Below are 24,020 nucleotides of genomic sequence, written 5' to 3' on the forward strand. Positions count from 1 at the left end.
AGAGCTGTCAGCGGCTCACACACACCCGCAGGACCGCCGCACCACCAGCCGCGACGGGAACACCTTCAGCCGCTCGCGCCGCGACCCCGCGACCCGCAACCCGTCGTCGAGGACCAGGTCCACCGCGGCGCGGGCCATGGCCGAGCGGTCGGATGCGATCGTGGTCAGAGGCGGATCGGTGAGCGCCGCCTCCTTGATGTCGTCGAAGCCGGCCACACCCAGCTCGCCGGGCACGTCGATGCGCAGCTCGCGTGCGGCCCGCAGCAGACCGATCGCCTGGTCGTCGGTGGAGCAGAAGACGGCGGGCGGCCGGTTCGGGCCCGACAGCAGTTCCAGGGCGACCCGATAGGCGTCGTAGCGGTTGTACGGCGCCTCGAAGAGCCGGCCCTCCGTGGGCAGCCCGGCCTCGTCCATGGCCCGCCGCCAGCCCTCGACGTGGTCGGAGACGGGGTCGCCGACCGCGGGGGTCTCCGCGGTGCCGCCCATACAGGCGACGTACTCGTAGCCGTGCTCCAGCAGATGCCGTACGGCGAGCTGGGCGCCGCCGAGGTCGTCGGTGACGACGGCGACGTCGTCGATGGCCTCGGGCCGCTCGTGGAGGAGGACGACCCGGGCGTCCCAGGCGTCGATCTCGGCGGCGGCGAGGTCGTTGAGCGCGTGGCTGACGAGGATCAGCCCGGAGACCCGCATCCCGAGGAAGGCGCGCAGGTAGTGGACCTCGCGCTCGCCGACGTAGTCGGTGTTGCCGACGAGCACCATCTTCCCGCGCTCGGACGCGGCCTGCTCGACCGCGTGCGCCATCTCGCCGAAGAAGGGCTGGCGGGCGTCCGGGATGATCAGGCCTATGAGGTCCGTGCGCCGGGACGCCATCGCCTGGGCGACCCGGTCGGGCCGGTACCCCAGCTCCTTGATCGCGGCGAGGACACGCTCGCGCGTGGCCGGGGCGACCGGCCGGGGTCCGTTGTTGATGACATAGCTGACCACGGCAGTGGAGGTCCCTGCCAGCCGCGCCACGTCGTCCCGAGTCACCTTGGCCACGCGCGGAGTCTACGCGGATGGACCCGCTCCGGGCAGGGCGTACCGCACCTTCCTGTGCGGGAGCGATGCCCTGCCTGAGCAGGTGCGAAGGGGTACTGGCCGGTATTACGCCTCCGCCGAGACCTCTTCGGCGCCCACGGAGGCCGTGTTGTCCGCATCCTCCGCCTTTTCCCGGTCCGCCTTGCCCTTGGCCTCGTCGGCGGCACGGTCGATCTTCTCGGGCGTAACGAATCGATAACCGACGTTCCGGACGGTCCCGATCAGCGCCTCGTGCTCGGGTCCGAGCTTGGCGCGCAGGCGTCGTACGTGCACGTCGACGGTCCTGGTGCCACCGAAGTAGTCGTAGCCCCAGACCTCCTGGAGGAGCTGCGCGCGCGTGAAGACGCGGCCGGGGTGCTGGGCCAGGTACTTCAGGAGCTCGAACTCCTTGAAGGTGAGGTCGAGGACGCGGCCCTTGAGCTTCGCGGAGTAGGTGGCCTCGTCGACGGACAGGTCGCCGTTGCGGATCTCCATGGGGGAGTCGTCGTTGACGATCTGCTGCCGGCCCATGGCCAGACGCAGCCGCGCCTCGACCTCCGCCGGTCCGGCGGTGTCCAGCAGGACGTCGTCGATGCCCCAGTCGGCGGTGACGGCCGCGAGGCCGCCCTCGGTGACGACGAGGATGAGCGGACAGCCGGGCCCGGTCGAGCGCAGCAGCTGGCACAGGCTGCGCACCTGCGGCAGGTCACGGCGACCGTCGATCAGGATGACATCGGCACCCGGGGTGTCGACGAGGGCGGGTCCCTCCGCCGGAGCCACGCGCACGTTGTGCAGCAGCAGGCCGAGCGCGGGAAGTACCTCCGTCGACGGCTGGAGGGCGTTGGTCAGGAGCAGCAGAGAACTCATACGTCTGGTTCCTCCTCGGTCCCTGCGAGGACATGTGCGGTACGGAACTGCTCTGCGATCCCGGGGCCCCGTACACCTGCGGTCACCTGGAGTTTCCCGCTTCGTATACAACGCTTCCGAAAGCACAAAAGGACCCGGGGGCTACGCTGCCCGAGTCCTCTGCCCAGCAGAATAGCCGACATGAGCAACGGTCGGGCAGGTCATGTGGCGCGTTCCATCGTTCGTCCGCACTCCGAGACGAGCAGACACACCCCTTTGCGGACGTTTCTGCACACGGCCGACGGCATTTCCATCGATTCCGTATACGACCCGGCAGCAGCCGTATACGACGCCTCCAGGCCACCTTCCCGTGACCTGGTGTTCGTCGTCGCCCACGGCTTCACCGGCGACGTCGACCGCCCTCATCTGCGCCGGGTGGCGTCGGCCTTCACGGCGTACGGAGCGGTCGTCACCTTCTCCTTCCGGGGCCACGGCCGCTCCGGCGGACGCTCCACGGTCGGCGACCGCGAGGTCCTCGACCTGGCGGCCGCGGTCGAATGGGCCCACTCACTTGGGCACACGCGCGTGGCCACCGTCGGCTTCTCCATGGGCGGCTCGGTGGTCCTGCGGCACGCGGCACTGCACACGGGAACGGTCGACGCGGTGGTCTCGGTCAGCGCCCCCGCCCGCTGGTACTACCGGGGCACGGCCCCCATGCGCCGTCTGCACTGGCTGGTCACCCGCCCCGAGGGCCGCCTGGTCGGCCGCTACGGCTTCCGCACCCGCATCCACCACCGCGACTGGAACCCGGTCCCGCTCTCCCCGAGGGAGGCCGTGCCGAAAATTGCTCCCACCCCTCTCCTCATCGTCCACGGCGACCGGGACGGCTACTTCCCCGTCGACCACCCCCGGATGCTCGCCGAGGCCGCCGGTGACCACGGCGAACTCTGGCTGGAGCCCGGCATGGGCCACGCCGAGCACGCCGCCGACGACGGCCTGCTGGCCCGCATCGGGGACTGGGCGGTCTCCCGGGCGGGCTAGCCTGGGCCCTGTTGACTGCCGATGAACTGACTGAGGAACGAGATGGCAAAGGTCACGGTGCGCTACTGGGCGGCCGCCAAGGCCGCGGCCGGCGTCGCCGAGGAGCCGCACGACGCGGCCACCCTCGCCGAGGCGCTCGAGGCCGCGCGCGAGCGACACCCCGGCGAACTCGTGCGTGTCCTGCAGCGGTGCTCCTTCCTCGTCGACGGTGACCCCGTGGGCACCCGCGCACATGAGACGGTACGGCTGGCCGACGGCGGCACGGTCGAGGTGCTCCCGCCGTTCGCAGGAGGGTGACGATGACCGACCAGCCGTATGGCCAGCAGTACGAGGGCCAGGATCCGTACGCGCAGCAGCAGGCCTGGCCCGGACAGCAACAGCAGCAGTACGGGTACGAGGACCAGCAGGCCCACCTCCAGTACACCCAGCAGTGGCAGGGCCAGACCTGGGAGACCAGCGTCCAGCCGCCGGTCGCCGCGGTGGACGCGGCGGAGACGGCGTACCTGCCCCCGCAGACGGGCGAGGCCCCGGTGTACGGCGGCCCGCAGACGGGCGAGGCCTCCGCGTACGGCGGCCCGCAGACGGGCGAGGCCTCCGTGTACGGCCGCCCGCAGACGGGCGAGGCCCCCGCGTACGGCGCCCCGCAGCCGGATGCAGCGGCACCGTCCTGGCAGCAGCACCAGCCGACGCACGACCGGCAGCAGCAGGCGGCGGCGTACGGACGGCAGCAGCAGGCGGCGGCGTACGGACGGCAGCAGGCAACGCACGGCCGGCAGCAGGCGCCGTACGGGGATCAGCAGTCGACCCCCGCTCCCGCACCTCGGCCCGAAGGCGACGGCGCCCCCTCCTACGGCCCCGCCACCCTCGCCGGCAACGCCCGCATCACCGACGCCCAGCGGGCCCGCCTGGAGGGCCGCTCGCCGATCATCGAACCCGGCATGCAGCCCGCCGCGCTCACCGCGCTGCTCGGTCTGCTCCTGTCCGGCACGGCGGCCGTCGGCGAATACGCCCTGCTCGTCCCACTCGTCGTCCTCCAGGCCGTCACAGCGGCGGGCTGGTTCCGCCTGAACGGCATGTGGCCGGCCCGTCAGGGCATCGCGCTGGCCTTCCTGGGCGCACTGGCGGCGGACGCGGCGCTGCTCGTGGCGGGCCGCGAACACGCCCCCGCCGCCATCCTCGGCACCCTCGGCGTCTGGGTCCTGCTCTCCCTCGTCCTCCAGCTCCGCTCGCACGCCGACCCGGACGAGCGGATGTACGGCCTGATGGCGACCGTCGCCTCCGCCGCCCTGGCCATCGTCGCCACCGGCCACCTCGGCGCCGACCCGGACGCGGTCACGGTCGGCGCGGCCGCGGTCGCGGTAGCCGCCCTGGCCCGCGCCCTGCCCCTCCCGACCCCGGCCTCGGTCGCCGTCTCCCTGCTCGCCGCCGCCGGCACCGGCATCGCGGTCGGCGGCATGACCGACCTGGGCACCAAGGGCGCCCTCCTCGGCGCGGGCGCCGCGCTCTGCGCCCTGATCGGCCACCGGGTGGCCAGCTACGACTATCCGTCCAAGTTCGTCCACTTCACCGCAGGCGTGGCCCTGCCACTGGCGGCGGCGGCACCGGCGGTGTACGTCCTGGGCCGAGCACTGGGCTGATCGATCCGGCCCGCCCGGGGTGCCTTCTCTGGGGGCGAGGGGGCCGGCTTTTGGGCGCCGGTCAGGACAATCCAGCCCGTCCGGGGGTGCCCCGTCTGAGGGCGGAGCCCCCAGGGCAAAGCCGGCGCCCGCCGACCTTCACCTCTGTCACAGGTGATCGACAATCCGGCAGCCCCCCTTCCGCTCAGAGTTACCGTGGCCCAAACCGAACTGTCGGACCTCCGGGGGAACACCGCATGCGTGCGCTTCGAATACTGCTGGTCGTCGTCGTGGTCCTCGGCGGCCTCTTCGTGCTCGCCGACCGCGTCGCCGTGAACTTCGCGGAGGACGAGGCCGCGTCCAAGCTGAAGACGACCGAGAACCTCGCCGCCACCCCGGACGTGTCCATCAAGGGCTTCCCCTTCCTCACCCAGGTCGTCGGCGGCGAACTGGACGATGTCGAGGTCGGCATCCAGGACTACGAGGCCGTGGGCGCCGAGGGCCAGAAGATCGTCATCGACGACCTGAAGGCGAACATGAAGGGCGTCGAGTTCTCCGGCGACTACAGCTCGGCCATCGCCTCCACCGCCACCGGCACCGCGTCCATCACGTACGCCGAGCTGCTGAAGGCGGCCAAGTCCGAGCCGACCGAGGTCGCCCCGGGCGTCACCGCGAACGTCGTGGGCCTCTCCGACGGCGGCAACGGCAAGATCAAGGTCACCGTGGAGGCGACCGTCCTCGGCACCAAGCTGCCGCAGCCGCTCACCGTCCTGAGCTCGGTCACCGTCGAGGGCGACACCGTCCGCGTGCACGCCGACACGCTGCCCAGCTTCGGCGGGGTGCAGGCCGCCGAGAACGAGGTGCGCTCGATCACCGACTTCGAGCAGAAGATCGACGACCTGCCCGGCGGCATCCAGCTCGACAAGGTCGAGGCGGGGAAGAGCGGTGTGGAGATCTCGGTGAAGGGTTCCAACGTCCGCCTGGCCGGGTAGGACCCCTGCGGCCGGACGGCCGGTGTCCGACTGGCGAGACGCCACCGTCCGTACCGTAGATCTGATGACGGACGCACGCGCCCGAAGGCCGTACGGGGACGGCTCGGGCGCGTTTTGGTTCCACCATGCGGACGATCGCATCTCACCATGCGACACACCGGTGACACGCCCACCTGTCCGTCCCTACGATCGAGCCCATGCAGTGCTCTTTCAGCGTCCTCCGATCGCGGGGACAGGCGGATCTCACGAAGCGGCGGGCAGTCGACCTGTGCCGCGTCGCCGCCATGCTCTGTCGCACTGTCTGAGCGGAAGCGCCGCCGGCCTTCCGCGCCTCCCGGCGCCCTCTCGCGAGGGCATCCGTGCGCCGGCCGCCGGCGAGCCCCGGCCGCGCACCCTCTTTCTTGCACACCCCCGCCGCAACTGCCCCGGAGGAGAACGAGCATGAGCCGCAGCGACGTCCTGGTCGACGCCGACTGGCTTCAGGACCACCTGGACGACTCGAACATCGCCATCGTCGAGGTCGACGAGGACACGTCCGCCTACGAGAAGAACCACATCAAGAACGCGATCCGGATCGACTGGACCAAGGACCTCCAGGACCCGGTCCGCCGTGACTTCATCGACCAGGAGGGCTTCGAGAAGCTCCTGTCGGCGAAGGGCATCGCCAACGACACCCTGGTGATCCTCTACGGCGGCAACAACAACTGGTTCGCGTCCTACGCCTACTGGTACTTCAAGCTGTACGGCCACGAGAACGTCAAGCTCCTCGACGGCGGCCGCAAGAAGTGGGAGCTGGACGCCCGCGAGCTGGTCGACGGCACCGACGTGCCCGAGCGCCCGGCGACCGAGTACAAGGCCAAGCCGCAGGACACGTCCATCCGCGCCTTCCGCGACGACGTCGTCGCCGCGATCGGCTCGCAGAACCTGGTCGACGTCCGCTCGCCCGACGAGTTCTCCGGCAAGCTGCTCGCCCCGGCCCACCTGCCGCAGGAGCAGTCCCAGCGTCCGGGCCACGTCCCGTCCGCCCGCAACATCCCGTGGTCGAAGAACGCCAACGACGACGGCACCTTCAAGTCGGACGAGGAGCTCAAGGAGCTCTACGCCGAGGAGCAGGTGGACCTGGCGAAGGACACCATCGCCTACTGCCGTATCGGTGAGCGCTCCGCGCTGACCTGGTTCGTCCTGCACGAGCTGCTGGGCGTGGAGAACGTCAAGAACTACGACGGCTCCTGGACCGAGTACGGCTCCCTCGTCGGCGTGCCGATCGAGCTCGGCGCCAACAAGTAAGCAAACCCGACCGACCTTTCAGAACCCCTTCAGGAGTACGACATGTGTGGAGCGAAGGCCGGCGGCCCCGACGCCTCGACGATCAAGCCCGGCGAGACCACGATCCAGGGTCAGGTGACCCGTGACGGCGAGCCGGTGACGGGCTACGTCCGTCTGCTGGACTCGACCGGCGAGTTCACCGCGGAGGTCCCGACCTCCGCCACGGGCCAGTTCCGCTTCTACGCGGCCGAGGGCACCTGGACCGTACGCGCTCTCGTCCCCGGCGCCACCGCCGACCGCACGGTCGTCGCCCAGAAGGGCGGTCTCGCGGAGGTCGCCATCGCGGTCTGAACGGACCGCTGAGCCACTGAGGGGCCGCACCCTCCGGGTTGGACACCTGGGGTGCGGCCCTTCGGCATGCACGGGAATCCGGACCTACCCTGGACGTATGTACGCACGGCGGCGTCATCTGTACTTCGCCATGATGGGCACCTGCATCGGGCTGTTCGTCCTGGCCTGGGGCGTCGTACGTCTCTGGTCGGTTCCCGTGGCCGTCGGGATGTGTGTGGTCGCGATGGTCATCCCGCCGCTCGCCGCGATGGTCGCCAACCGCAGGGGTCCCGACGACCGCTGGTGGGACGACCCCTCCGGGGACCCGAAGTCCGACGAGTGGTGGGACGAGCTGGACGGCAGGAAACGCCCGAGCCGCTAGAGACCCCGGTGAGTCCCTGGCGGATCTCAGTAGACGAGCGCCTGTGTCCCGTCCCCCAGCGCCTCCTGCACGAACACCTGCGCCCCCGCGATCCGTACGCCCTCCAGGACGTCCTTCTCCGAGATGTCCCGTCGGGCCGCGCACTGCGTGCACAGCGTCAGCCGGCCGCCGGCCAGGATCGAGTCGATCAGGTCGGGCAGCGGCGCGGCGTGCGGCAGCTCGAACTCGGCGGCCCGGCCCGGCAGCGCGAACCAGGCGGACTCGCCGGTCAGCCACACGGAGACCTCGACCCCACTGGCCACGGCCACCGCCGCGACCGTGAACGCCTGCGAGCACCGCTCCGGGGCGTCCGCCCCCGCTGTCACCTTGATCACGAGCTTCTTCGCCATGCTCGAATCGTAGGCCTACCTCACCGAGGGCCTACCTCACAGGGAGGCCCGGGCTGCGGCCGCGTAAGCTGGGGCCTGGCCTTGTTGTACGTACCGAACCACGCTCATTCCGAGGAGCACGCCGTGGAGATCTTCTTCGAAGCCCTGCTGGTCCTGGTCTGCGTCGGCGTCCTCGCCTTCGCCGCCCTGACCGTGAAGAAGCTGTACCAGGGCCAGCGCTGACCGACCACGTTCAGGAACTGCCACCCATGATCGAGATCCCGTCCGACCTCCACAAGGACCTCGTCCCGCTCGCCTTCCTGCTCGGCAACTGGGCCGGTGCGGGCGTGCACGACTTCCCCGGTGCCGAGAAGTGCAACTTCGGGCAGGAGGTCACCTTCACCCACGACGGCCGGGACTTCCTGGAGTACCACTCCCACACCTGGGTCCTCGACAAGGACGGCAACAAGGTCCGCCCCCTGGAGTCCGAGTCCGGCTTCTGGCGGATCGACGGCGCCCGCAAGGTCGAGGTCACGATGACCCGCGACGACGGCGTCATCGAGATCTGGTACGGCGAGCTCGCCGACAAGAAGCCGCAGATCGACCTGGTCACGGACGCGGTGGCCCGTACGGCCGCCTCCCGCCCGTACTCCGGCGGCAAGCGCCTGTACGGCTACGTCAAGAGCGACCTCATGTGGGTCGGCGAGAAGCAGACCCCCGAGGTCGAGCTGCGCCCCTACATGTCCGCCCACCTGAAGAAGGTCGTCACCCCGGAGGAGGTCGAGCGCTGGGCGAAGGCCCTGCCCGACGACATGCCGGACGACGGCATCGCCTTCTTCAAGTAGTCCTAGACTTGCCGGTGTGGTGAGCACCGACTGGAAGAGCGATCTGCGGCAGCGCGGCTACCGCCTGACCCCGCAGCGGCAACTCGTGCTCGAAGCCGTGGACACTCTGGAGCACGCGACCCCCGACGACATCCTCGTGGAAGTGAGGAAGACGGCGTCGGGGGTCAACATTTCCACCGTCTACCGGACCCTGGAGCTCCTGGAGGAGCTCGGGCTGGTCAGTCACGCCCATCTCGGGCACGGGGCGCCGACCTACCACCTCGCCGACCGGCACCACCACATCCACCTCGTCTGCCGCGACTGCGGAGGCGTCATCGAGGCGGACGTCGACGTGGCCGCCGAGTTCACCGAGAAGCTGCGCGAGACCTTCGGCTTCGACACCGACATGAAGCACTTCGCGATCTTCGGCCGCTGCAAGGACTGTTCGCTCAAGGTTCCGACGGCCAAGAGTTCAATTACCGAGTCGTAGGCTTGTCTTCATGAAGAGCCCCCTGCTGTCCCTGCCCGGCGCCGTGCCCGCCGAGGGCGTGGACGAAGGCGTCGCCGCCCACTACGGCGACCTGTTCCGTGAGCAGCGCGCCCTCGCCGACGGCACCGGCTTCGTCGACCTGTCGCACCGCGGAGTCGTCACCGTCTCCGGCGAGGACCGGCTGAGCTGGCTGCACCTGCTGCTCACCCAGCACGTCAGCGACCTGCCCGTGGGTGAGGCCACCGAGGCGCTGATCCTCTCCGCGCACGGTCACATCGAGCACGCGCTCTACCTCGTGGACGACGGCACGACGGTCTGGGCCCACGTCGAACCCGGCACCCAGGACGCGCTGATCGCGTACCTGGAGTCGATGAAGTTCTTCTACCGCGTCGAGGTCGCCGACCGCACCGGCGAGTACGCGGTGGTCCACCTGCCGGCCGGTTCGATCGCCGAGGTCCCCGAGGGCGTCGTCGTCCGTGAGACGGCCTACGGCCGGGACCTCTTCCTCCCGCGCGCCGACCTGGAGTCGTACGCCGAGAAGGCCGGCCCCGCGGCGGGGATCCTGGCCTACGAGGCGCTGCGCGTCGAGCGGCACCACCCGCGCCTCGGCTTCGAGACCGACCACCGCACCATCCCGCACGAGCTGGGCTGGATCGGCACCGCCGTCCACCTCCAGAAGGGCTGCTACCGCGGCCAGGAGACGGTCGCCCGCGTCCAGAACCTGGGCAAGCCCCCGCGCCGCCTGGTCTTCCTCCACCTCGACGGCAGCGAGGTCCACCTGCCGCCCTCCGGCACCGAACTCCGCCTCGCGGACGAGGGCCCCGACGGCCGAAAGATCGGCTTCATCACGACGTCCGTGCGCCACCACGAACTGGGCCCGGTGGCCCTGGCCCTGGTGAAGCGGAACGTGCCGGTGGACGCGCCCCTGATGGCCGACACCACGGCGGCCGCCCAGGAGGTCGTCGTAGAGCCGTAGGCGCGCGCCGATCCCGGGCCTGCGCGGGCAGGCCCGGGATCGGCGCCGTCAGCACGGGGCTGCGCGGCTCACCCGCCCGGCCACATCGGATGCCTCACATCTCCAGCAGCACCGTGAAGGGCCCGTCGTTCGTCAAGGACACCCGCATCTGCGCGCCGAACCGGCCCGTCGCCACCGTCGCGCCCAGCGCGCGCAGCTGGGCGACCACCTCGTCGACGAGCGGCTCGGCCACCTCGCCGGGGGCGGCCGCGTTCCAGGTGGGGCGGCGGCCCTTGCGGGCGTCGCCGTAGAGCGTGAACTGGCTGATGACCAGCAGGGGCGCGTCGATGTCGCTGCACGACCTCTCGTCCGCCAGCATCCGGATCGACCACAGCTTGCGGGCGAGCTGGGCCGCCTTCTCCTTGGTGTCCTCATGGGTGACCCCGACGAGGACGCACAGCCCCTCGCCGACGATCTCGCCCACCGTCTCGCCGTCCACGACGACGCTCGCGCCGTCCACCCTCTGCACCACTGCACGCATGCGGACCATCATGCCGTGCGCCCCCGCAACCGCCGCTCAGGGGATTCTTTTTGATCCTTTGGACCGGATCTGAGCCGTTCGGGGGTGCTCGCTCACATAGTGGCCACTTGTGGTGGCACGATGCTTTCCACACGCCGGTCGAGGGGACGGTAGAAGCACATGAGTACACCGAGCACCGCGAGTATCGGGCAGCAGCTGGGCATGACCACCCAGCGGGCGCCCGTGCAGCGCACCGACAGCCCACCCTGCGCGCTGCCGACAGAACCGCCGGAGCACGATCTGACCTTGCTGAGCCTGCCCGAGCTGCGCACCCTGCGCCGGGACGCCCAGGGCGACGAGGCCGACCTGAGCTACGTACGACGGCTGCTCCAGGGCCGCATCGACATCCTGGGCGCGGAACTGGCCCGCCGAGGCCCCGCCGCCGTGCCCGAGCCGGCCGAGGACTCCGTGGTGGCCCGCCTCCCGGAGATCCTCACCGACGCCCCGGCCCGCCACCGCTCCTCCGCCCGCCACGTCACCCTGGGCACGCCGCGCAACGAGGAGTACCGCCGCCTGGCCGCCGAGATGCTCGCCGAGGTCGAACTCTCCGACCTCGCCGCCCGCACCAATCCCGAGCTCCACGAGGCGATGGCCCGCCTCATCCGCTACGAACAGCAGGTCTCCCGTCGCCGTCAGCGACTGCAACGAACGGCGGACGACTGCGGGGCGGAGATCACGAGGAGGTACCGGGAGGGGGAGGCGCAGGTGGACGACCTGCTGGTGTAGCGACGGCAGGGGCGGCGGGGGTGGCGGGGGTGGGAAAAAATCCCCGCCGCGCCCGCCCGGCCCCACCTACCGTGACCCCATGACCCGCCGACCCGACACCCTTGACGTCCGCCCGATCACCGACGCCGAACTCCCCGACTGGATGCGCGCCGTGCGCACCGGCTTCCTGCGCCCTCCCACTGTCACGGACGAGGAGGTCGCCGACCGCCGTGCCACCCTCGCCGGCTCACGCCTGGCGGGCGCCTTCGACGCCGGCCGGTGCGTCGCGACGTTCCGCTCCTTTCCGCAGGAGCTGACCGCCGTGGGCGGCACCCCCGTCCCCGCCGACGCCATCTCCAACGTCACCGTCTGGCCCACCCACCGCCGCCGTGGCCTCCTCACCCGCTGGATGAACGGGGACCTGGCCGACGCGAAGGAACGCGGAGATGTCGTCGCCACCCTGATCGCCGCCGAGTACCCGATCTACGGCCGCTTCGGCTTCGGCCCGGCGACCACCTGCACCGAGTGGACCGTCGACGTGCCGCGCTCCGGCCTCGACCCCCGCTGGGCGGGCCCCGAGGACGGCGGCCGTATCGACCTCGTCACCGGCGACGAGGTCCGCAAGGTCGGCCCTGAGCTGCACGAGCGGCTGCGTCGCGCCCAGCCCGGCGCGGTCAGCCGCCTGGGGCACTGGTGGGAGGCGGAGACCGGGGTCGTGCGTTTCAGCGGCGAACCCTGGACGGAGCCCTTCTACGCCGTGTACCGCTCGGCGGGCGGCCGGGTCGAGGGGCTGGTCTCCTACACGGCGGACGACAACTGGGGTGACGGCAAGCAGCCGTTGAACACGGCGTCGGTGCGGTGGCTGATCACCTCTTCCCCGGCCGCGGAGCGCGCTCTGTGGCACTACCTCTGCTCGATCGACTGGGTAGTCCGGGTGAAGTCGGGCTGGCGTTCCCCCGACGACCTCCTCCCGCACCTCCTGCCGGACCCGCGCGCGGCCGCCGTCACCACCCAGGCGGACTGGCTGTGGATACGGATCCTGGACGTCGTACGGGCCCTGGAGGCGCGCAGCTACGACGTCCCCGGCTCCCTCGTCCTGGAGGTCGCCGACCGGTCGGGCCTGGCCGGGGGCCGGTTCCTGCTGGAGGCGTCCCCCGACGGCGCGTCCTGCACGCCGACGACCCGCAGCGCCGACCTCGCACTGGACGTGTCCGAACTGGCGTCGCTGTGGCTCGGCGACGCGTCGGTGGTGCGGCTGGCGGCGCTGGGGCGGCTGCGGGAAGAACGAGCGGGCGCCGCCCGGAAGGCCGACGCCCTGCTGCGTACGTCCGTGCGACCGTGGTGCCCGGACCTGTTCTGAGGGCTCCCTCCTAGTCGTTCTTCTTGTTCACCTTGTTCATCTTGTTCATGTGCTCATCCGTAGCTGTTCAGTTGTGGCTGTGCGCGTGACGGTGTGAAGTTGTGGCTGTGCGGTCGCTCTGAAGTTGTGGCTGTGCCTCGGTGCCGACTGTTCGGGCTCCCGGCTCCCCTCCGGAAGGGAGCCCGATCGGCCAACCGTCTGGAAGTTTGACCATGTTGTTGAAGTTGGCAGCCAACTTCACTGTACTTATGTCCGCTTGGAAGCGTCCTATAACCATCTCTCCTTGAACTGCCACAAGATGGCGGGAAGTTGTAGTGTTTGGCCGTGGAGCCGGAACATGCCTCCGTCAATGGGCGGGAGGGCCGTGAGCGGCCGTCACGGCCGCAGCGGACCCACCACGACGTGGCCGACGAGCTGCGCACCCGGATCAGGACCGGGGTGCTGCAGCCGGGCCAGCGCATGCCCACGCAGGCCAAACTCGCGGACGAGTTCGGTGTGGAGCGCGGCGCCGTACGTCAGGCCCTGCGCATCCTGCAGTCGGAGCACCTGCTCACCAACGTCTCCAAGGGCGCGCCGGCGATGGTCGCCCCGGATCTGGGGGCGAGCGCGCTGCTGGCCGGGCCGGGAGCGGCGCCGCAGCCCACGATGGTGGCGCTGACCCCGCGCATCGCGGAGGCCTTCGCCGCGCCGCACGTGGAGATCGACGCCCTGTGCCTGACGGCGGTCTCGCTGACGCTCGCGATCGGTGAGCCGCTGCGGCGGATCCACGCGGGGGAACTGAAACCGGCCAAGATCGACGTACGGGTGCTGCTGCCGTCCCGGGACATCGACCTCGCCTTCCCGGCGCCGGTGGACGCCTCGGCCACCGAGCGGCTGCAGCGCCACTGGCTGGCCCACCGCAACGCCCAGGGCCAGGTGCTGCGGCACAACCTGCTCACGCTGCGCGCGACGCACGGCATCGACGTCAACGTCAGCTTCCGCGCGCTGCCGTTCACCCCGCCGGTCAAGCTCTACGTGCTCAACGGGGCGGAAGCGCTGTTCGCGTACTACACGGTCAAGCGGCGCGAGCAGCAGATCGATCACGAGCAGTTGGAGATGTACGACGCCGAGGGCACGCGGTCGGTGCTGTTCGCCTTCGAACAGGGCGCCGGACCGCGTGACACGACGTTCGTGGAGCAGTCGCTGCTCTGGTTCAACGCGCTCTGGGAGACGATCAGCTCGGAGCTGGTGCTCACGAGCTGACGGCCGGCCCGGTGACCAGGAGAGCGAGGATCACGGCGCCGGCCGAGCTCATCGTCGGCCTCCTGGACTTGATGCCGACGGTGAGCAGGAGCAGGCCGACGGTGCCGGCGGTGCCGTACTTCCACTGGACGGTCTGCTCGAGGACGGCGGAGAGGAGGGTGAGGGCGGGCATGGTGGTTCCTCCCTTCGGAGCCGGGGATCTGGCGGGTGCTGCGCGGTGCTGACGGTGCTGCGCGATACGGGTGGGGCGGGCGCTCGGCGATATGCGAGACTCGGAGGCAAAACTTCCACCAACTCGGCGAAGTTGGCAACCAACCTCGACTAAGTTGTCCCCACTTGGCTACAAGTGCTAAACAACTTCACGGCAACTCCCCATAGATGGATGGAAGTTGTAGCGTTTGGTCGTGACCCAGGAGAACGTGGTAGTGAACGGCAGCAGAAGGCTCTCGCCCCAGGAGATCGCCGACGTCCTGCGCGAACGCATCCGCGTCGGGGATCTCAAGGCGGGCGACCGCCTGCCCACCCAGGCCGAGCTCGCGGACGAGTTCGGCGTGGAGCGGGGTGCCGTACGCCAGGCACTGCGGGCACTCCAGGACGACGGCCTGCTCACCAACGTCAGCAAGGGCAGCCCGCCACGCATCGCGGAGCCGGCCCCGGCCCGCGACGAACCCCAGCCCACGATGGTCGCCCTGTCCCCCCGCTTCACCGAGGCCTTCGCCGCCCGTCACGTGCGTATCGACGCGGCCTGCCTCACCGCCGAGAGCCTCATCCCCGCCCTGGGCGAACCGCTCCGGCTGATCCACGGCGGCGAGATCCGCCCGGAGAAGATCGACGTGCGCATCCTGCTGCCGTCCCGCGACATCAACCTCGCTTTCCCGGTCCCCGTCGACGGCCGCGGCGACGACGACCCGGTCCACCAGCGCTGGCTGGCGATGCGCAACGCCCAGGGCCACGTCCTGCGCCACAACCTGCTCACCCTGCGCACCCACGGCGTCGAGGTGAACGTCACCTTCCGCGCGCTGCCGTTCACCCCGCCGGTGAAGCTGTACCTCCTCAACGGACAGGAGGCGCTGATGGCGTACTACATGGTCACGCGGCGGGAGGAGTCCACCGACGAGGGCGTCCTCGACATGTACGACGTGCTGGGCACCGAGTCGCTCCTCTTCTCCTTCGAGAAGGCGGCGGGCCCGCGCGACGCCGCGTTCGTGGAGGAATCCCAGAAGTGGTTCGACGCCCTCTGGGAAACCATCACGTCGGACCTGACACTCTCCTAGTGACTTCTGATACGAAGCAGACTGAAGCGGTGACACCTCGCACCGAGAACGAGACCGCGCAGCTGCGGGAACTGATCGCGCGTGCCCGAGTCGTGCTCTGGGACTTCGACGGGCCGATCTGCCGGCTCTTCGCCGGTCACTCGGCCGAGGGGGTGGCCGACGGCCTGGTGGAGTGGCTCGAGGGACGGGGTCTGCGCGGCCTGCTGACGGAGTCCGAGCGGGAGTCGCTGGATCCGCACGTCGTCCTGCGCGCCGTGGACCGCCGGCACCCCGGCAGCGACCTGGTGGCGGAGCTGGAGGAGCGGCTCACCCAGGAGGAGCTGCGGGCCGCGGCCTCGGCGATGCCGACGGCCTGGGCCGACCCCCTCATACGGACGTGGACGGCGGTGGGCCGGCGGCTGGCGATCACCACGAACAACTCCCCCCGGGTGGTCGCCAGGTACCTGGAGAGCCGCGGTCTGACCGCCTGCTTCGCACCCCATGTCTACGGCCGCACCCAGGACCTCCACCTCCTCAAGCCCCACCCGCACTGCCTGAACAGCGCCCTGCGCGGCATGGGTTCGGCCCCCGCCACCGCCCTGATGATCGGCGACACGCCCACGGACTACGCGGCCGCCCGGGACGCCGGAGTCCCGTTCCTGGGCTACGCGCGCAACGAACACAAGGAGAAACTGCTGCGGGACGCGGGCGCGACGACGGTGGTGGCGTCGTTGGAAGCCGTGCTGAAGGCGGTCAGACTTCAGGCCTGAGTCATGAGGGCCACCAGTACGACGGCGGCCCCGACGGCCAGGCCGTTGTGCCGCGCCCTGATGCCCACCCCCAGCACGAACAGCAGGATCAGGCCCAGCGCTCCGAGTTTCTCCTGCGCCAGCATCCCCGCGGCGAGCTCCAGCAGTCCTTGCACCGTCGATGACAGAAGCATGCCCCTCCACCTCCCGGCCACTCTCAGCGAAGCGTGCAACTCCCGGTCCAATTGGACTGGTTGTCGTGAAGTGGATTTCCCCGGCCTGGCTGATCCTTAAGCAACAGGCCAGTCGCCAGGCCAACGTGACTGAAAGTGGTTTGCTGCTGGGCCGGGAGCGGTACGGTCGCCTCGTGGACGCGCAGCGGAGCAGCGACGGCGGGGGTGGCAGGGAGTTCCAGCGGATCTCCGAGGAACTGCGCAACCGCATAGCCGACGGGCAGTATCCGCTGCGTTCCTACCTGCCGCCCCAGCGGGACCTGGCCGAGGAGTTCCGGGTCTCCCGGGACACGGTCCAGCGGGTCCTGCGGGAGCTGGCCAAGCAGGGCTGGATCGAGTCGCGGCAGGGGAGCGGGTCGCGGGTGGTCAAGGTGCCGCGGACCCAGCCCTCGTCCGTGGCCACCGGGCGGCTGCGGGGCGGCAGGACCCTGGGGCCGCTGCTCGAGGAGGCCTTCGACCGGCCGGAAGTGACCTTGGACGTGTACTCACTGACGTCCGAGTCCCTGGCCGCCCACCTCAAGGTGCAGGCGGAGCGGATCGTCGGCGGCGCCGTCACCCCCGAGCGCATCGCCCTGCGGCTGATCCTCCCCTCCGAGGACCTGGCCGTGCCCTATCCGACGGTCAAGGGGAACCCTGACGACCCGCGTCCGAGGGACCATCTGCGCCTCGTCACCCAGAGCTCCACGGAATCGGTACAGCGGCTGTTCACGGACCTGGCGGCGCTCGTGCCGTCCGTCGGTCTGGAGGTGCGCCGGGCCCCGCTGACCCCCGCCTTCAAGCTCTACCTGCTCAACGGCGAGCAAGCCCTCCTGGCGCCGTACGAGGTGATCGAGCGTCGGATCCCGCTCGACTCCGGCGAGGTGATCCCCACCCTCGACGTCCTGGGCTTCGGCGCACCGCTCACGCACCACGTGAAGGACACCGACCCGGACTCGCCGGACACGCTCTTCGTCGACAGCTGGCAGGCATGGTTCGACTCGGTCTGGAACCTGCTGTCGGAGTAGCGGCCCGCCGACCGCGGTGCCGTCACACCGGCCACAGTGCCGTGGGGGGCGGGTGGGGGCTCCCCGTAGTCGTCATGCCGGCCACACAGCACCGTAACTTCCTCCGGGCGCTCGTGCGTTACCATGCCCCAATCCTTCGAGCAACCGCTCCGGTTCGTACGTAAGGGATGGCGTACACGCCAACCTTCGGCAGCGTCACGAAGAGGAAGGGCACCACCCATTGCGCTCATTCCTCTGTGACTCCAGTCGTGTCGTCTGCCGCCCGGGATTACCGTTTGTCCAGGTTTATTCCGTCATTCCTCCCTTTCCGTGCTAGTACCTCGGAGCGGCCAGTGGGCGCGACGCCCGTTTCCCCTCTTGTCGCCGGGGAGCACGCCACCAGTGTTCGCCCCAGTGCCCTCTACGGCGCCTTCGCCCGGACGGCCGCCACGGCGGGCCGGACGAGCCATGGCTTTCACAACCACAACCACGTCCTTCCGGTGACGGAGCCCGTGGCGCGGCTGCTCGGCTGCGCCCCGGGGACCACGGTGATCGTGCGGATCCCGCGTGCCGAGGCGCTGCCCGTGGTGATCCGCACCTGGCAGAACGAGGCGTCGATCCTGCGGGCCGTGAAGGGCGTACTGCCCAATGTGCCGGAGTGCCTCTTCGAGGGCGACGGATACGCCATCCACAGCTATGTGGACGGCGTGCCCCTGTCCAGCGTCTGCGCGCCCAGCAAACCGGTCGACACCCTGCTCGTGCAGGCGATGGCCGGGCTCCTAGCGGAGATGGCCCAGGTGCGCCGCCGGGCGTTGCCGCCGCTGCCGGCGGGCTGGCCCGCCAACCACCAGGACAGCCAGGGCTTCCTGCAGACGTTGGCACGCATGGCGGACGAGCAGATCCGCAAGCCCAACTGGCCCCGCTTCGGCGGTCTGTTCGCCGCCCTCGGCATCCCGGAGGACGCCCTGATCAGGCTGGCCGAACGGGTGCCGGTCATGGCACGGCGGCCCTACAGCCTGCTCCACGGCGACCTGCACCGCGGCAACGTGATCGTCTCCTACGGCGGCACCCCGCCCCTCATCTGCGTCGACTGGGAGCTGGCGACCTACGGCGACCCCCTGCACGACCTCGCCACCCATCTGGTCCGCATGCGCTACCCGGAGTTCCAGTGGGGTGAGGTGATCGAGGCCTGGGCGCAGGCCATGCGGCGGGTCCGCCCGGCGGCCGTCCAGGGGCTGGCCAAGGACCTGCGGCACTACATCGCCTTCGAACGCGCGCAGTCCGTCTACCCGGACGTGATGCGCGCCGCCCAGTCCCTGGAACTCCAGCACGACCAGAAGAGCCTCGACCTGGCGACCGAAGCGGTACGGCAGGCCCTGGAGGCGGCGGCGGAACCCCTCGGCCTCAGGAACGTACCGGGCGAGCGGGAGATCGGACGCATCCTCTACCGCTGGCAGGCCTCCCGCCGCAGCGGCGGTCTGGGCCTCGCGGCCAGGGACTTCGACTGGCAGCCCGACGAACGCGTCCCGGAACGCGCCGACTTCCCCCGCACGTGCGTCCGTGGCGCGCTGCTGGCCGAGGGCGTGGCACCGGCCAGCCGGGTGCTGAAGGGCACCGCGCACCTGAACACGGTGGTCAACGTGCCCGGTGTGGCGGCCCCCGTCGTGGTGCGGCGCAAGGTTTCCGACGTCTGCCCCCGGGAGCGCGGCTTCCTCAGCGAGCACGCCGTCCTGCGGGAGATCGAGAACTCGCGCGCGGAGGTGGCGGCGCCGAAGATCCTCGCGCTGGGCTGGAGCCACCAGGGCGAGCCCTTCGCCGTCCACACCTATGTCGGGCCCCCCGACCGCGACGGGGCGCCGGTCCACCCCGTGCACGGTCTGCTGCCGCGCGAGGCCGACGGACTGGTCGACCAGCTGCGGGCCCTGACAGCCGTGGACTACCGCCAGGTCGATCCGACGGCCGGGGAGGGCGGCTTCTTCACCTGGCTGTGCGGCCAGCTGGTGTCCTTGGTGCGAGACCTGCCGAAGCAGTCGCAGCAGGTGGCCCGCTTCCTCGGGCTGCCCGACGCGGACCGGCTGGAGCAGATCCTGTCGAGGCATTCGGTCAGTCCCAGGGATCCTGCTCTGCTGCACGGCGACCTGAACCCGTGGAACCTGGTGCGCCGTGACGACTCCCTGGCGCTGACCATCATCGACTGGGAGATGGCCCTGGTCGGCGATCCCCTCTACGACCTGGTCCGGCACATGCACCTCACTCCCACCCGGCCGGAGATCCGCGACCGCATGTTCCGGCGCTGGGAACACACCCTCGAGCCCCGGTACACCAAGGACTGGAGGCGGGACTGGCGTGTCTACCGGTGGATCGAGATCGTCCGGTCCGCCTATGTCGACCTGGACCGTCTGGTGACCGGAGCGAGCCTGGACGCCCCCAACGTGCGCCGCGCCCTTGAGTCGTACGCGATGACGCTGGCGGCGGCCACCGGCTTCCTGGGCCTGTCCGTACGGCCGAAGGCGAACCCGTACCTGGCCCGCGCACTGGCGTAGGGAGGGGACCGTCCGCTCGGGCTGCGTAGGCTCGGCCCATGACCACCCCCGGCCTGCGTGAGCGCAAGAAGCAACGGATGTTCCGGACCGTGTCGGACATCGCCGTCCGGCTCTTCGTGGAGCGGGGGTTCGACGCGGTGCCCGTCGCCGAGGTCGCGGCGGCGGCCGAGATCTCCAAGCCGACCCTCTTCCGGTACTTCCCCGCGAAGGAGGACCTGGTCCTGCACCGCATCGCCGATCACGAGCGGGAGGCGGCGGAGGTGGTAGCCGGCGCGCGGGCACAGGGGGTCGCACCGCTGCCCGCCCTGCGCCGGCACTTCCTCGACGGGCTGGCCGCCGCCGATCCCATCACGGGCCTCAACGACGCCCCCGACGTCCGCGCCTTCCACACTCTCCTCTACGGCACCCCCGCCCTGGTCGCCGGCCTCCACGCCCACCTGGAACGCTCCGAGGCCGCCCTCGCCGACGCCCTCGGCGGCGACCTCGACGCCCGGCTGGCGGCCGGCCAGATCGTCGCCGTACGGCGGATCCTCGCCCAGGAGAACTGGCGGCGGATCGCCGCGGGGGAGCGGGTGCAGGACGTACGGCCCGAGGCGGTGGCGGCGGCGGAGCGGGCGTTCGCGGTGCTGGAGGCGGGGTTGCCGCACCTTGCCTGAGGACGGCCACCTGACCTGAGGCTGAGTAAAAAATTTAACTCGGTTACGTTATATGGGTACGCTCGCCCGTATGACGTCACCCGAACTCGCCTCGAAGGACCTCCACGACTCCCTCCTCCAGGAACGCGCCCATCACGACGCCTGCCGCACCGCCCTCGCCGCGATGCTGGCGGACGCCGACCTGCACGTCGTCACCGGCGAGGACGTCTCCGCCTCCGGTGCCGACGCCGAAGTGCTCGGCCACCGGCTGCGCAGCCAGGCCAAGGCCCTGCGCGAACTCCCCGAAGGCCCCCTCTTCTTCGGCCGGCTGGACTTCGCGGAGGGCGCCGGCGGTGAGCACGACGGCCTCGGCCACCACATCGGCCGCGTCCGCGTCAGCGAGCATCCCGCCGCCCCTCCCCTCGTCGTCGACTGGCGCGCGCCCGTCTCCCGCGCCTTCTACCAGGCGAGCGCCCGCGACCCGCAGGGCGTCGCCGTCCGCCGCCGTTTCGGCTGGGCGCCGGGCAGCCGGGGCGACTCCGCCGACCTGACCGGTCTGGAGGACGAGCATCTGGGCCGGGGCGAGTCCGGGGCGAGCGCGATCGTCGCCCGCGAGATCGAACGCCCCCGGATCGGCCCGATGCGGGACATCGCCGCCACCATCCAGCCCGAGCAGGACGACCTCGTACGAGGTGACCTGGCCGAGTCGGTGTGCGTGCAGGGCGCCCCCGGCACCGGCAAGACCGCCGTGGGCCTGCACCGGGCCGCCTACCTCCTCTACACCCACCCCCAGCACATCCGCCGCGGCGGCCTGCTGATCCTCGGCCCCCACCGCGCCTTCCTCTCCTACATCGCCGAGGTCCTGCCCTCCCTCGGTGAGACGGGCGTCCGGCAGTCCACCCTCTCCGACGAGATCGCCCGCCACCCGGTGACCGCCACCGACCCCGCCCCCACCGCCGTCGTCAAGCACGACCCCCGCATGGCCGAGGTGCTGCGCCGCGCGCTGTACGGCAGGGTGACCGCCGAGCACGCCGACGACCTCACGGTGCCGGACGGTTCGTACCGTTGGCGGGTCGCGGGAGACGAGGTGGCGGCCGTCGTGGCGGGCGTGCTCGCCGAGGAGCCGCCCTACGAGGTCGGACGTGAACGCGTACGGAGCCGGATCGTGCGCCGGATCCAGGAGCGGGCCGAACGGCGCAGCGGGCCGCGCCCGGCCTCCTGGCTGCGCAGGATCGAACGGGCCCGGCCGGTGAGCGGGTGCGTGGACGCGGTGTGGCCGAGGGTGCGACCGGAGGAGGTGGTCGTCCACCTCCTCTCCGACCGGGAGGGGCTGGCGCGGGCGGCGGACGGCCTGCTGACCGAGGACGAGCAGGAGGCCCTGCTCCGGCCCCGCCCGCCCCGCTCCGCCAGGTCCGCCCGCTGGTCGTCCGCCGACCTCGTCCTCCTCGACGAGGTCGCCGGGCTGCTCGAACACCCCCAGGGGTACGGCCATGTCGTCGTCGACGAGGCGCAGGACCTCTCCCCGATGGAGTGCCGGGCCATCGCCCGCCGGGTGCCCTTCGGCTCACTCACGGTGCTGGGCGACCTCGCCCAGGGCACCACCCCCTGGGCAGCACGCTCCTGGCGGACCCTGATGACCCACCTGGGCAAGCCGGACGCGGCGGTGGTCCCCCTGACCACCGGCTTCCGTGTCCCCGGCGCGGTCCTCGCCCTCGCCAACCGCCTCCTCGCCCGCCTCGACACCGACGTCCCACCCGCCCACTCCCTCCGCCACGACGGCGAACTCCGCCTCCGCCGGGCGGACGACGACGTACCGAAGGCGGTGGTGTCGGCCGTACGCGACGCCCTCACCCACGAGGGCTCGATCGGTGTGATCACGGCAGACACCGACGTCCCTCGCATCCGCGCGGCCCTCGCCACGGCGGGCATCGAGACCGCGACCGGCCCGGACGCCCCGACCGCCCGCGTGACGGTGCTCCCCGCGACCGCCGTCAAGGGCCTCGAGTACGACCATGTCGTCGCCGTCGAACCCATGGCGATCGCAGAGGCCGAGGAAAGGGGGCTGAACCGGCTGTACGTGGTGCTGACGCGAGCGGTGTCGCGGTTGGAGGTGGTGCACGGGAGGGAGCTGCCCTGGTAGCGGGCTGGGGGAGTGGTGGGGTGGTTCCGCGGGGGTGACCGCGCGATCCTTGACGGTGATGCTGCTCTTCCTCGACGTCGACGGGCCGTTGATCCCCTTCGGCGGGACGGCTCCGTACCCGGTGCACGAGCCCCGCACGGCGGTCGATCCGCTCCCGCACCCTCTCCTCCCGCGCCTCGACCCGTCCCTCGGTCCCCGTCTGCTGACGCTGGGGTGCGAGCTGGTGTGGGCCACGACCTGGCTGGACGACGCGAACGCCGTCGTGGCGCCGTGGCTCGGTCTGCCCCCGCTGCCCGTGGTGGACTGGCCGGAGACGCCGACACCGCGTGGCCTGCACTGGAAGACGCAGGCCCTGGTCGCCTGGGCGGACGGGCGGCCCTTCGTCTGGCTCGACGACGAGATCACCGACGTCGACCGCGCCTGGGTGGCCGCCGGGCATCCCGCGCCCGCCCTCCTGCACCGGGTGGACCACCGCCTCGGCCTCACCGACCGGGACTTCACGGTGCTGGAGGAGTGGATCAGGTCCCGGTCCGGCCCAGCAGTTCGCTGACCCGCAGGAAGCCGTCCGTTCCGTGTCCGCGTGCGACGACCCGGCGGGCCTGGCCCTCGATCGTGCGCATCACGCTCGCGTCGATGCCGTGGCTCTCGGAGGCCCGGACGATGTGGGCCATGGAGGACACGGCGGAGGTGATCGGGTTGAGCTCGCCGGAGTAGGTGCCGTCGTCGGTGTCCGCGGCGAACTCCTCGAAGAGCGGCGGCAGGATCGTGGCGATGCCCTGGGCGAAGGGGGCCAGCTCACGTGCGGTGATGCCCTCGGCCCGGGCCACCGCGACGGCGTGCGCGAAGCCCGCCATGGCCGTCCAGAAGATGTCCAGCAGGGCGATGTCGTGGGCCGCGGCCCGGCCGATCTCCTCGCCGAGATGGGTGTGGGTGCCGCCCAGCGCGTCCAGGACGGGGCGGATCTCCCGGTACAGCTCCTCGGGGCCGCTGTGGATGAACACCGCGGCCGGCGTACCGATGGTCGGCGTCGGGGTCATGATCGCGCCGTCCAGGTACCGGACACCGTGCCGGTCGGCCCAGTCGGCGGTGTCCCGGGCGCGGGCCGGGGTGTCCGCGCAGAGGTTCACGACGGTACGGCCCTTGAGCGCGGCGGCGACCGGCTCCTGGCGCAGCACGGCGTCGGCGGCGTCGTAGTCCTGCACGCACACCACGGTCAGCTCGCTCGCCCCGACGGCCTCCCACGCCGTACCCGCCACCACGGCTCCCCGTCCGGCCAGGTCCCCTTCCCGGCCCGGGGTCCGGTTCCAGACCGTGGTCCGAAGGCCCGCGTCCAGGAACGCGCCGGCGAGCGCACGCCCCATGGGGCCCAGCCCGAGGACGGTGACGGAGAAATGCGATGTGGGCATGACTCAACTCCCTTATAATTACGAC

The 24,020-nt window shown here is 71.0% G+C and carries 28 protein-coding genes; 21 read left to right on the forward strand and 7 right to left on the reverse strand.

What is annotated here, in order from left to right; genetic code table 11:
* Positions 1 to 15: 15 nt before the first annotated feature.
* Together IE263_RS35425 and IE263_RS35430 are read right to left on the reverse strand one after the other, a co-directional pair.
* Positions 16 to 1,038: a LacI family DNA-binding transcriptional regulator gene (locus IE263_RS35425; protein ID WP_189942157.1), complete on the reverse strand. Its 1,023-nt coding sequence runs from the start codon at positions 1,036 to 1,038 to the stop codon at positions 16 to 18.
* Between the two features lie 105 nt (positions 1,039 to 1,143).
* Complete coding sequence (locus IE263_RS35430) at positions 1,144 to 1,923, reverse strand: winged helix-turn-helix transcriptional regulator (protein WP_189942158.1); 780 nt, start codon at positions 1,921 to 1,923, stop codon at positions 1,144 to 1,146.
* 180 nt (positions 1,924 to 2,103) lie between these two features.
* Between IE263_RS35430 and IE263_RS35435 the strand changes: the two genes are divergently transcribed.
* The 8 genes from IE263_RS35435 to IE263_RS35465 all read left to right on the forward strand — a co-directional run bounded on the left by IE263_RS35435 (position 2,104) and on the right by IE263_RS35465 (position 7,529).
* Positions 2,104 to 2,943, forward strand: a complete 840-nt coding sequence (locus IE263_RS35435) for an alpha/beta hydrolase family protein (protein WP_189942159.1) — start codon at positions 2,104 to 2,106, stop codon at positions 2,941 to 2,943.
* A gap of 42 nt (positions 2,944 to 2,985) precedes the next feature.
* Positions 2,986 to 3,240, forward strand: a complete 255-nt coding sequence (locus IE263_RS35440; RefSeq protein ID WP_189942160.1) for a MoaD/ThiS family protein — start codon at positions 2,986 to 2,988, stop codon at positions 3,238 to 3,240.
* 2 nt (positions 3,241 to 3,242) lie between these two features.
* Positions 3,243 to 4,580, forward strand: a complete 1,338-nt coding sequence (locus IE263_RS35445; protein WP_189942161.1) for a hypothetical protein — start codon at positions 3,243 to 3,245, stop codon at positions 4,578 to 4,580.
* A 236-nt stretch (positions 4,581 to 4,816) separates the two neighbouring features.
* Positions 4,817 to 5,551 carry an LmeA family phospholipid-binding protein gene (locus IE263_RS35450; protein WP_189942162.1) on the forward strand — a complete coding sequence of 245 codons (735 nt, stop codon included), beginning with the start codon at positions 4,817 to 4,819 and terminating at the stop codon, positions 5,549 to 5,551.
* 197 nt (positions 5,552 to 5,748) lie between these two features.
* Entirely contained in the window at positions 5,749 to 5,856 is a 108-nt protein-coding gene (locus IE263_RS50160) for a putative leader peptide (RefSeq protein WP_373312182.1), read from the forward strand.
* A 136-nt stretch (positions 5,857 to 5,992) separates the two neighbouring features.
* On the forward strand, positions 5,993 to 6,838 hold the full coding sequence (locus IE263_RS35455) for a sulfurtransferase (RefSeq protein ID WP_189942163.1): 846 nt from the start codon (positions 5,993 to 5,995) through the stop codon (positions 6,836 to 6,838).
* Positions 6,839 to 6,880: 42 nt separating this feature from the next.
* Positions 6,881 to 7,168, forward strand: a complete 288-nt coding sequence (locus tag IE263_RS35460) for a DUF1416 domain-containing protein (RefSeq protein WP_028421436.1) — start codon at positions 6,881 to 6,883, stop codon at positions 7,166 to 7,168.
* A gap of 97 nt (positions 7,169 to 7,265) precedes the next feature.
* The gene (locus IE263_RS35465) at positions 7,266 to 7,529 is read left to right on the forward strand and encodes a DUF3099 domain-containing protein (protein WP_189942164.1); all 264 of its coding nucleotides are present in this window, start codon (positions 7,266 to 7,268) and stop codon (positions 7,527 to 7,529) included.
* Positions 7,530 to 7,555: 26 nt separating this feature from the next.
* On the opposite strand, the gene IE263_RS35470 is transcribed toward IE263_RS35465, so the two are convergent.
* Positions 7,556 to 7,918, reverse strand: a complete 363-nt coding sequence (locus IE263_RS35470; protein WP_189942165.1) for a DsrE family protein — start codon at positions 7,916 to 7,918, stop codon at positions 7,556 to 7,558.
* Between the two features lie 248 nt (positions 7,919 to 8,166).
* Here IE263_RS35470 and IE263_RS35475 point away from each other — a divergent pair, with 248 nt between their 5' ends.
* From IE263_RS35475 to ygfZ, 3 genes are read left to right on the forward strand one after another with little or no spacing between them, the layout of a single operon-like run.
* Entirely contained in the window at positions 8,167 to 8,742 is a 576-nt protein-coding gene (locus IE263_RS35475) for a heme-binding beta-barrel domain-containing protein (RefSeq protein WP_189942166.1), read from the forward strand.
* Between the two features lie 16 nt (positions 8,743 to 8,758).
* Positions 8,759 to 9,211, forward strand: coding sequence for a Fur family transcriptional regulator (locus tag IE263_RS35480; RefSeq protein ID WP_189942167.1), 453 nt, complete (start codon positions 8,759 to 8,761; stop codon positions 9,209 to 9,211).
* A gap of 10 nt (positions 9,212 to 9,221) precedes the next feature.
* Positions 9,222 to 10,187, forward strand: a complete 966-nt coding sequence (gene ygfZ, locus IE263_RS35485; RefSeq protein ID WP_189942168.1) for a CAF17-like 4Fe-4S cluster assembly/insertion protein YgfZ — start codon at positions 9,222 to 9,224, stop codon at positions 10,185 to 10,187.
* 94 nt (positions 10,188 to 10,281) lie between these two features.
* Here the strand turns inward: ygfZ and dtd are convergent, their stop codons facing one another.
* Complete coding sequence (gene dtd / locus IE263_RS35490; protein WP_189942169.1) at positions 10,282 to 10,707, reverse strand: D-aminoacyl-tRNA deacylase; 426 nt, start codon at positions 10,705 to 10,707, stop codon at positions 10,282 to 10,284.
* Between the two features lie 159 nt (positions 10,708 to 10,866).
* Here dtd and IE263_RS35495 point away from each other — a divergent pair, with 159 nt between their 5' ends.
* From IE263_RS35495 to IE263_RS35505, 3 genes are all read left to right on the forward strand, one after another.
* Positions 10,867 to 11,472: an RsiG family protein gene (locus tag IE263_RS35495; RefSeq protein WP_189942170.1), complete on the forward strand. Its 606-nt coding sequence runs from the start codon at positions 10,867 to 10,869 to the stop codon at positions 11,470 to 11,472.
* A gap of 79 nt (positions 11,473 to 11,551) precedes the next feature.
* Positions 11,552 to 12,811 carry a GNAT family N-acetyltransferase gene (locus IE263_RS35500; protein WP_189942171.1) on the forward strand — a complete coding sequence of 420 codons (1,260 nt, stop codon included), beginning with the start codon at positions 11,552 to 11,554 and terminating at the stop codon, positions 12,809 to 12,811.
* 318 nt (positions 12,812 to 13,129) lie between these two features.
* Positions 13,130 to 14,053 carry a GntR family transcriptional regulator gene (locus tag IE263_RS35505; RefSeq protein WP_189942172.1) on the forward strand — a complete coding sequence of 308 codons (924 nt, stop codon included), beginning with the start codon at positions 13,130 to 13,132 and terminating at the stop codon, positions 14,051 to 14,053.
* Here IE263_RS35505 and IE263_RS35510 read toward each other — a convergent pair.
* Positions 14,043 to 14,225, reverse strand: a complete 183-nt coding sequence (locus IE263_RS35510; RefSeq protein ID WP_189942173.1) for a hypothetical protein — start codon at positions 14,223 to 14,225, stop codon at positions 14,043 to 14,045. The two genes, IE263_RS35505 and IE263_RS35510, sit on opposite strands and share 11 nt — an antisense overlap.
* A 226-nt stretch (positions 14,226 to 14,451) precedes the next feature.
* On the opposite strand from IE263_RS35510, the gene IE263_RS35515 reads away from it, so the two are divergent.
* Entirely contained in the window at positions 14,452 to 15,327 is an 876-nt protein-coding gene (locus tag IE263_RS35515; RefSeq protein ID WP_189942174.1) for a GntR family transcriptional regulator, read from the forward strand.
* 29 nt (positions 15,328 to 15,356) lie between these two features.
* Complete coding sequence (locus IE263_RS35520; RefSeq protein ID WP_229911344.1) at positions 15,357 to 16,076, forward strand: HAD family hydrolase; 720 nt, start codon at positions 15,357 to 15,359, stop codon at positions 16,074 to 16,076.
* Here the strand turns inward: IE263_RS35520 and IE263_RS35525 are convergent.
* Positions 16,067 to 16,249 carry a hypothetical protein gene (locus IE263_RS35525; RefSeq protein ID WP_189942176.1) on the reverse strand — a complete coding sequence of 61 codons (183 nt, stop codon included), beginning with the start codon at positions 16,247 to 16,249 and terminating at the stop codon, positions 16,067 to 16,069. The two genes, IE263_RS35520 and IE263_RS35525, sit on opposite strands and share 10 nt — an antisense overlap.
* A gap of 173 nt (positions 16,250 to 16,422) precedes the next feature.
* On the opposite strand from IE263_RS35525, the gene IE263_RS35530 reads away from it, so the two are divergent.
* The 5 genes from IE263_RS35530 (at position 16,423) to IE263_RS35550 (ending at position 23,139) form a co-directional block, all read left to right on the forward strand.
* Positions 16,423 to 17,292 carry a GntR family transcriptional regulator gene (locus tag IE263_RS35530; protein WP_229911345.1) on the forward strand — a complete coding sequence of 290 codons (870 nt, stop codon included), beginning with the start codon at positions 16,423 to 16,425 and terminating at the stop codon, positions 17,290 to 17,292.
* A 332-nt stretch (positions 17,293 to 17,624) separates the two neighbouring features.
* A complete protein-coding gene (locus IE263_RS35535; protein WP_373312185.1) occupies positions 17,625 to 19,814 on the forward strand; it encodes an aminoglycoside phosphotransferase family protein in 2,190 nt (729 codons plus the stop codon).
* Positions 19,815 to 19,852: 38 nt separating this feature from the next.
* On the forward strand, positions 19,853 to 20,470 hold the full coding sequence (locus IE263_RS35540; protein ID WP_189942179.1) for a TetR family transcriptional regulator: 618 nt from the start codon (positions 19,853 to 19,855) through the stop codon (positions 20,468 to 20,470).
* Between the two features lie 70 nt (positions 20,471 to 20,540).
* Positions 20,541 to 22,589, forward strand: coding sequence for a HelD family protein (locus IE263_RS35545; RefSeq protein WP_189942180.1), 2,049 nt, complete (start codon positions 20,541 to 20,543; stop codon positions 22,587 to 22,589).
* A 58-nt stretch (positions 22,590 to 22,647) separates the two neighbouring features.
* Entirely contained in the window at positions 22,648 to 23,139 is a 492-nt protein-coding gene (locus IE263_RS35550) for an HAD domain-containing protein (RefSeq protein ID WP_189942284.1), read from the forward strand.
* Here IE263_RS35550 and IE263_RS35555 read toward each other — a convergent pair.
* Positions 23,108 to 23,995, reverse strand: a complete 888-nt coding sequence (locus IE263_RS35555) for an NAD(P)-dependent oxidoreductase (RefSeq protein WP_189942181.1) — start codon at positions 23,993 to 23,995, stop codon at positions 23,108 to 23,110. The two genes, IE263_RS35550 and IE263_RS35555, sit on opposite strands and share 32 nt — an antisense overlap.
* Positions 23,996 to 24,020: the final 25 nt, after the last annotated feature.

It is taken from the genome of Streptomyces aurantiogriseus (assembly GCF_014649375.1).
Lineage (GTDB): Bacteria > Actinomycetota > Actinomycetes > Streptomycetales > Streptomycetaceae > Streptomyces > Streptomyces aurantiogriseus.

Excerpts from the sequence above, each read along its gene's own strand:
- IE263_RS35430 (WP_189942158.1), bottom strand. The coding sequence starts at position 1,923 with ATGAGTTCTCTGCTGCTCCTGACCAACGCCCTCCAGCCGTCGACGGAG.
- IE263_RS35435 (WP_189942159.1), top strand. The coding sequence starts at position 2,104 with ATGAGCAACGGTCGGGCAGGTCATGTGGCGCGTTCCATCGTTCGTCCG.
- IE263_RS35440 (WP_189942160.1), top strand. The coding sequence starts at position 2,986 with ATGGCAAAGGTCACGGTGCGCTACTGGGCGGCCGCCAAGGCCGCGGCC.
- IE263_RS35445 (WP_189942161.1), top strand. The coding sequence starts at position 3,243 with ATGACCGACCAGCCGTATGGCCAGCAGTACGAGGGCCAGGATCCGTAC.
- IE263_RS35450 (WP_189942162.1), top strand. The coding sequence starts at position 4,817 with ATGCGTGCGCTTCGAATACTGCTGGTCGTCGTCGTGGTCCTCGGCGGC.
- IE263_RS50160 (WP_373312182.1), top strand. The coding sequence starts at position 5,749 with ATGCAGTGCTCTTTCAGCGTCCTCCGATCGCGGGGACAGGCGGATCTC.
- IE263_RS35455 (WP_189942163.1), top strand. The coding sequence starts at position 5,993 with ATGAGCCGCAGCGACGTCCTGGTCGACGCCGACTGGCTTCAGGACCAC.
- IE263_RS35460 (WP_028421436.1), top strand. The coding sequence starts at position 6,881 with ATGTGTGGAGCGAAGGCCGGCGGCCCCGACGCCTCGACGATCAAGCCC.
- IE263_RS35465 (WP_189942164.1), top strand. The coding sequence starts at position 7,266 with ATGTACGCACGGCGGCGTCATCTGTACTTCGCCATGATGGGCACCTGC.
- IE263_RS35470 (WP_189942165.1), bottom strand. The coding sequence starts at position 7,918 with ATGGCGAAGAAGCTCGTGATCAAGGTGACAGCGGGGGCGGACGCCCCG.
- IE263_RS35475 (WP_189942166.1), top strand. The coding sequence starts at position 8,167 with ATGATCGAGATCCCGTCCGACCTCCACAAGGACCTCGTCCCGCTCGCC.
- ygfZ (WP_189942168.1), top strand. The coding sequence starts at position 9,222 with ATGAAGAGCCCCCTGCTGTCCCTGCCCGGCGCCGTGCCCGCCGAGGGC.
- dtd (WP_189942169.1), bottom strand. The coding sequence starts at position 10,707 with ATGCGTGCAGTGGTGCAGAGGGTGGACGGCGCGAGCGTCGTCGTGGAC.
- IE263_RS35495 (WP_189942170.1), top strand. The coding sequence starts at position 10,867 with ATGAGTACACCGAGCACCGCGAGTATCGGGCAGCAGCTGGGCATGACC.
- IE263_RS35500 (WP_189942171.1), top strand. The coding sequence starts at position 11,552 with ATGACCCGCCGACCCGACACCCTTGACGTCCGCCCGATCACCGACGCC.
- IE263_RS35510 (WP_189942173.1), bottom strand. The coding sequence starts at position 14,225 with ATGCCCGCCCTCACCCTCCTCTCCGCCGTCCTCGAGCAGACCGTCCAG.
- IE263_RS35525 (WP_189942176.1), bottom strand. The coding sequence starts at position 16,249 with ATGCTTCTGTCATCGACGGTGCAAGGACTGCTGGAGCTCGCCGCGGGG.
- IE263_RS35540 (WP_189942179.1), top strand. The coding sequence starts at position 19,853 with ATGACCACCCCCGGCCTGCGTGAGCGCAAGAAGCAACGGATGTTCCGG.
- IE263_RS35545 (WP_189942180.1), top strand. The coding sequence starts at position 20,541 with ATGACGTCACCCGAACTCGCCTCGAAGGACCTCCACGACTCCCTCCTC.
- IE263_RS35550 (WP_189942284.1), top strand. The coding sequence starts at position 22,648 with ATGCTGCTCTTCCTCGACGTCGACGGGCCGTTGATCCCCTTCGGCGGG.
- IE263_RS35555 (WP_189942181.1), bottom strand. The coding sequence starts at position 23,995 with ATGCCCACATCGCATTTCTCCGTCACCGTCCTCGGGCTGGGCCCCATG.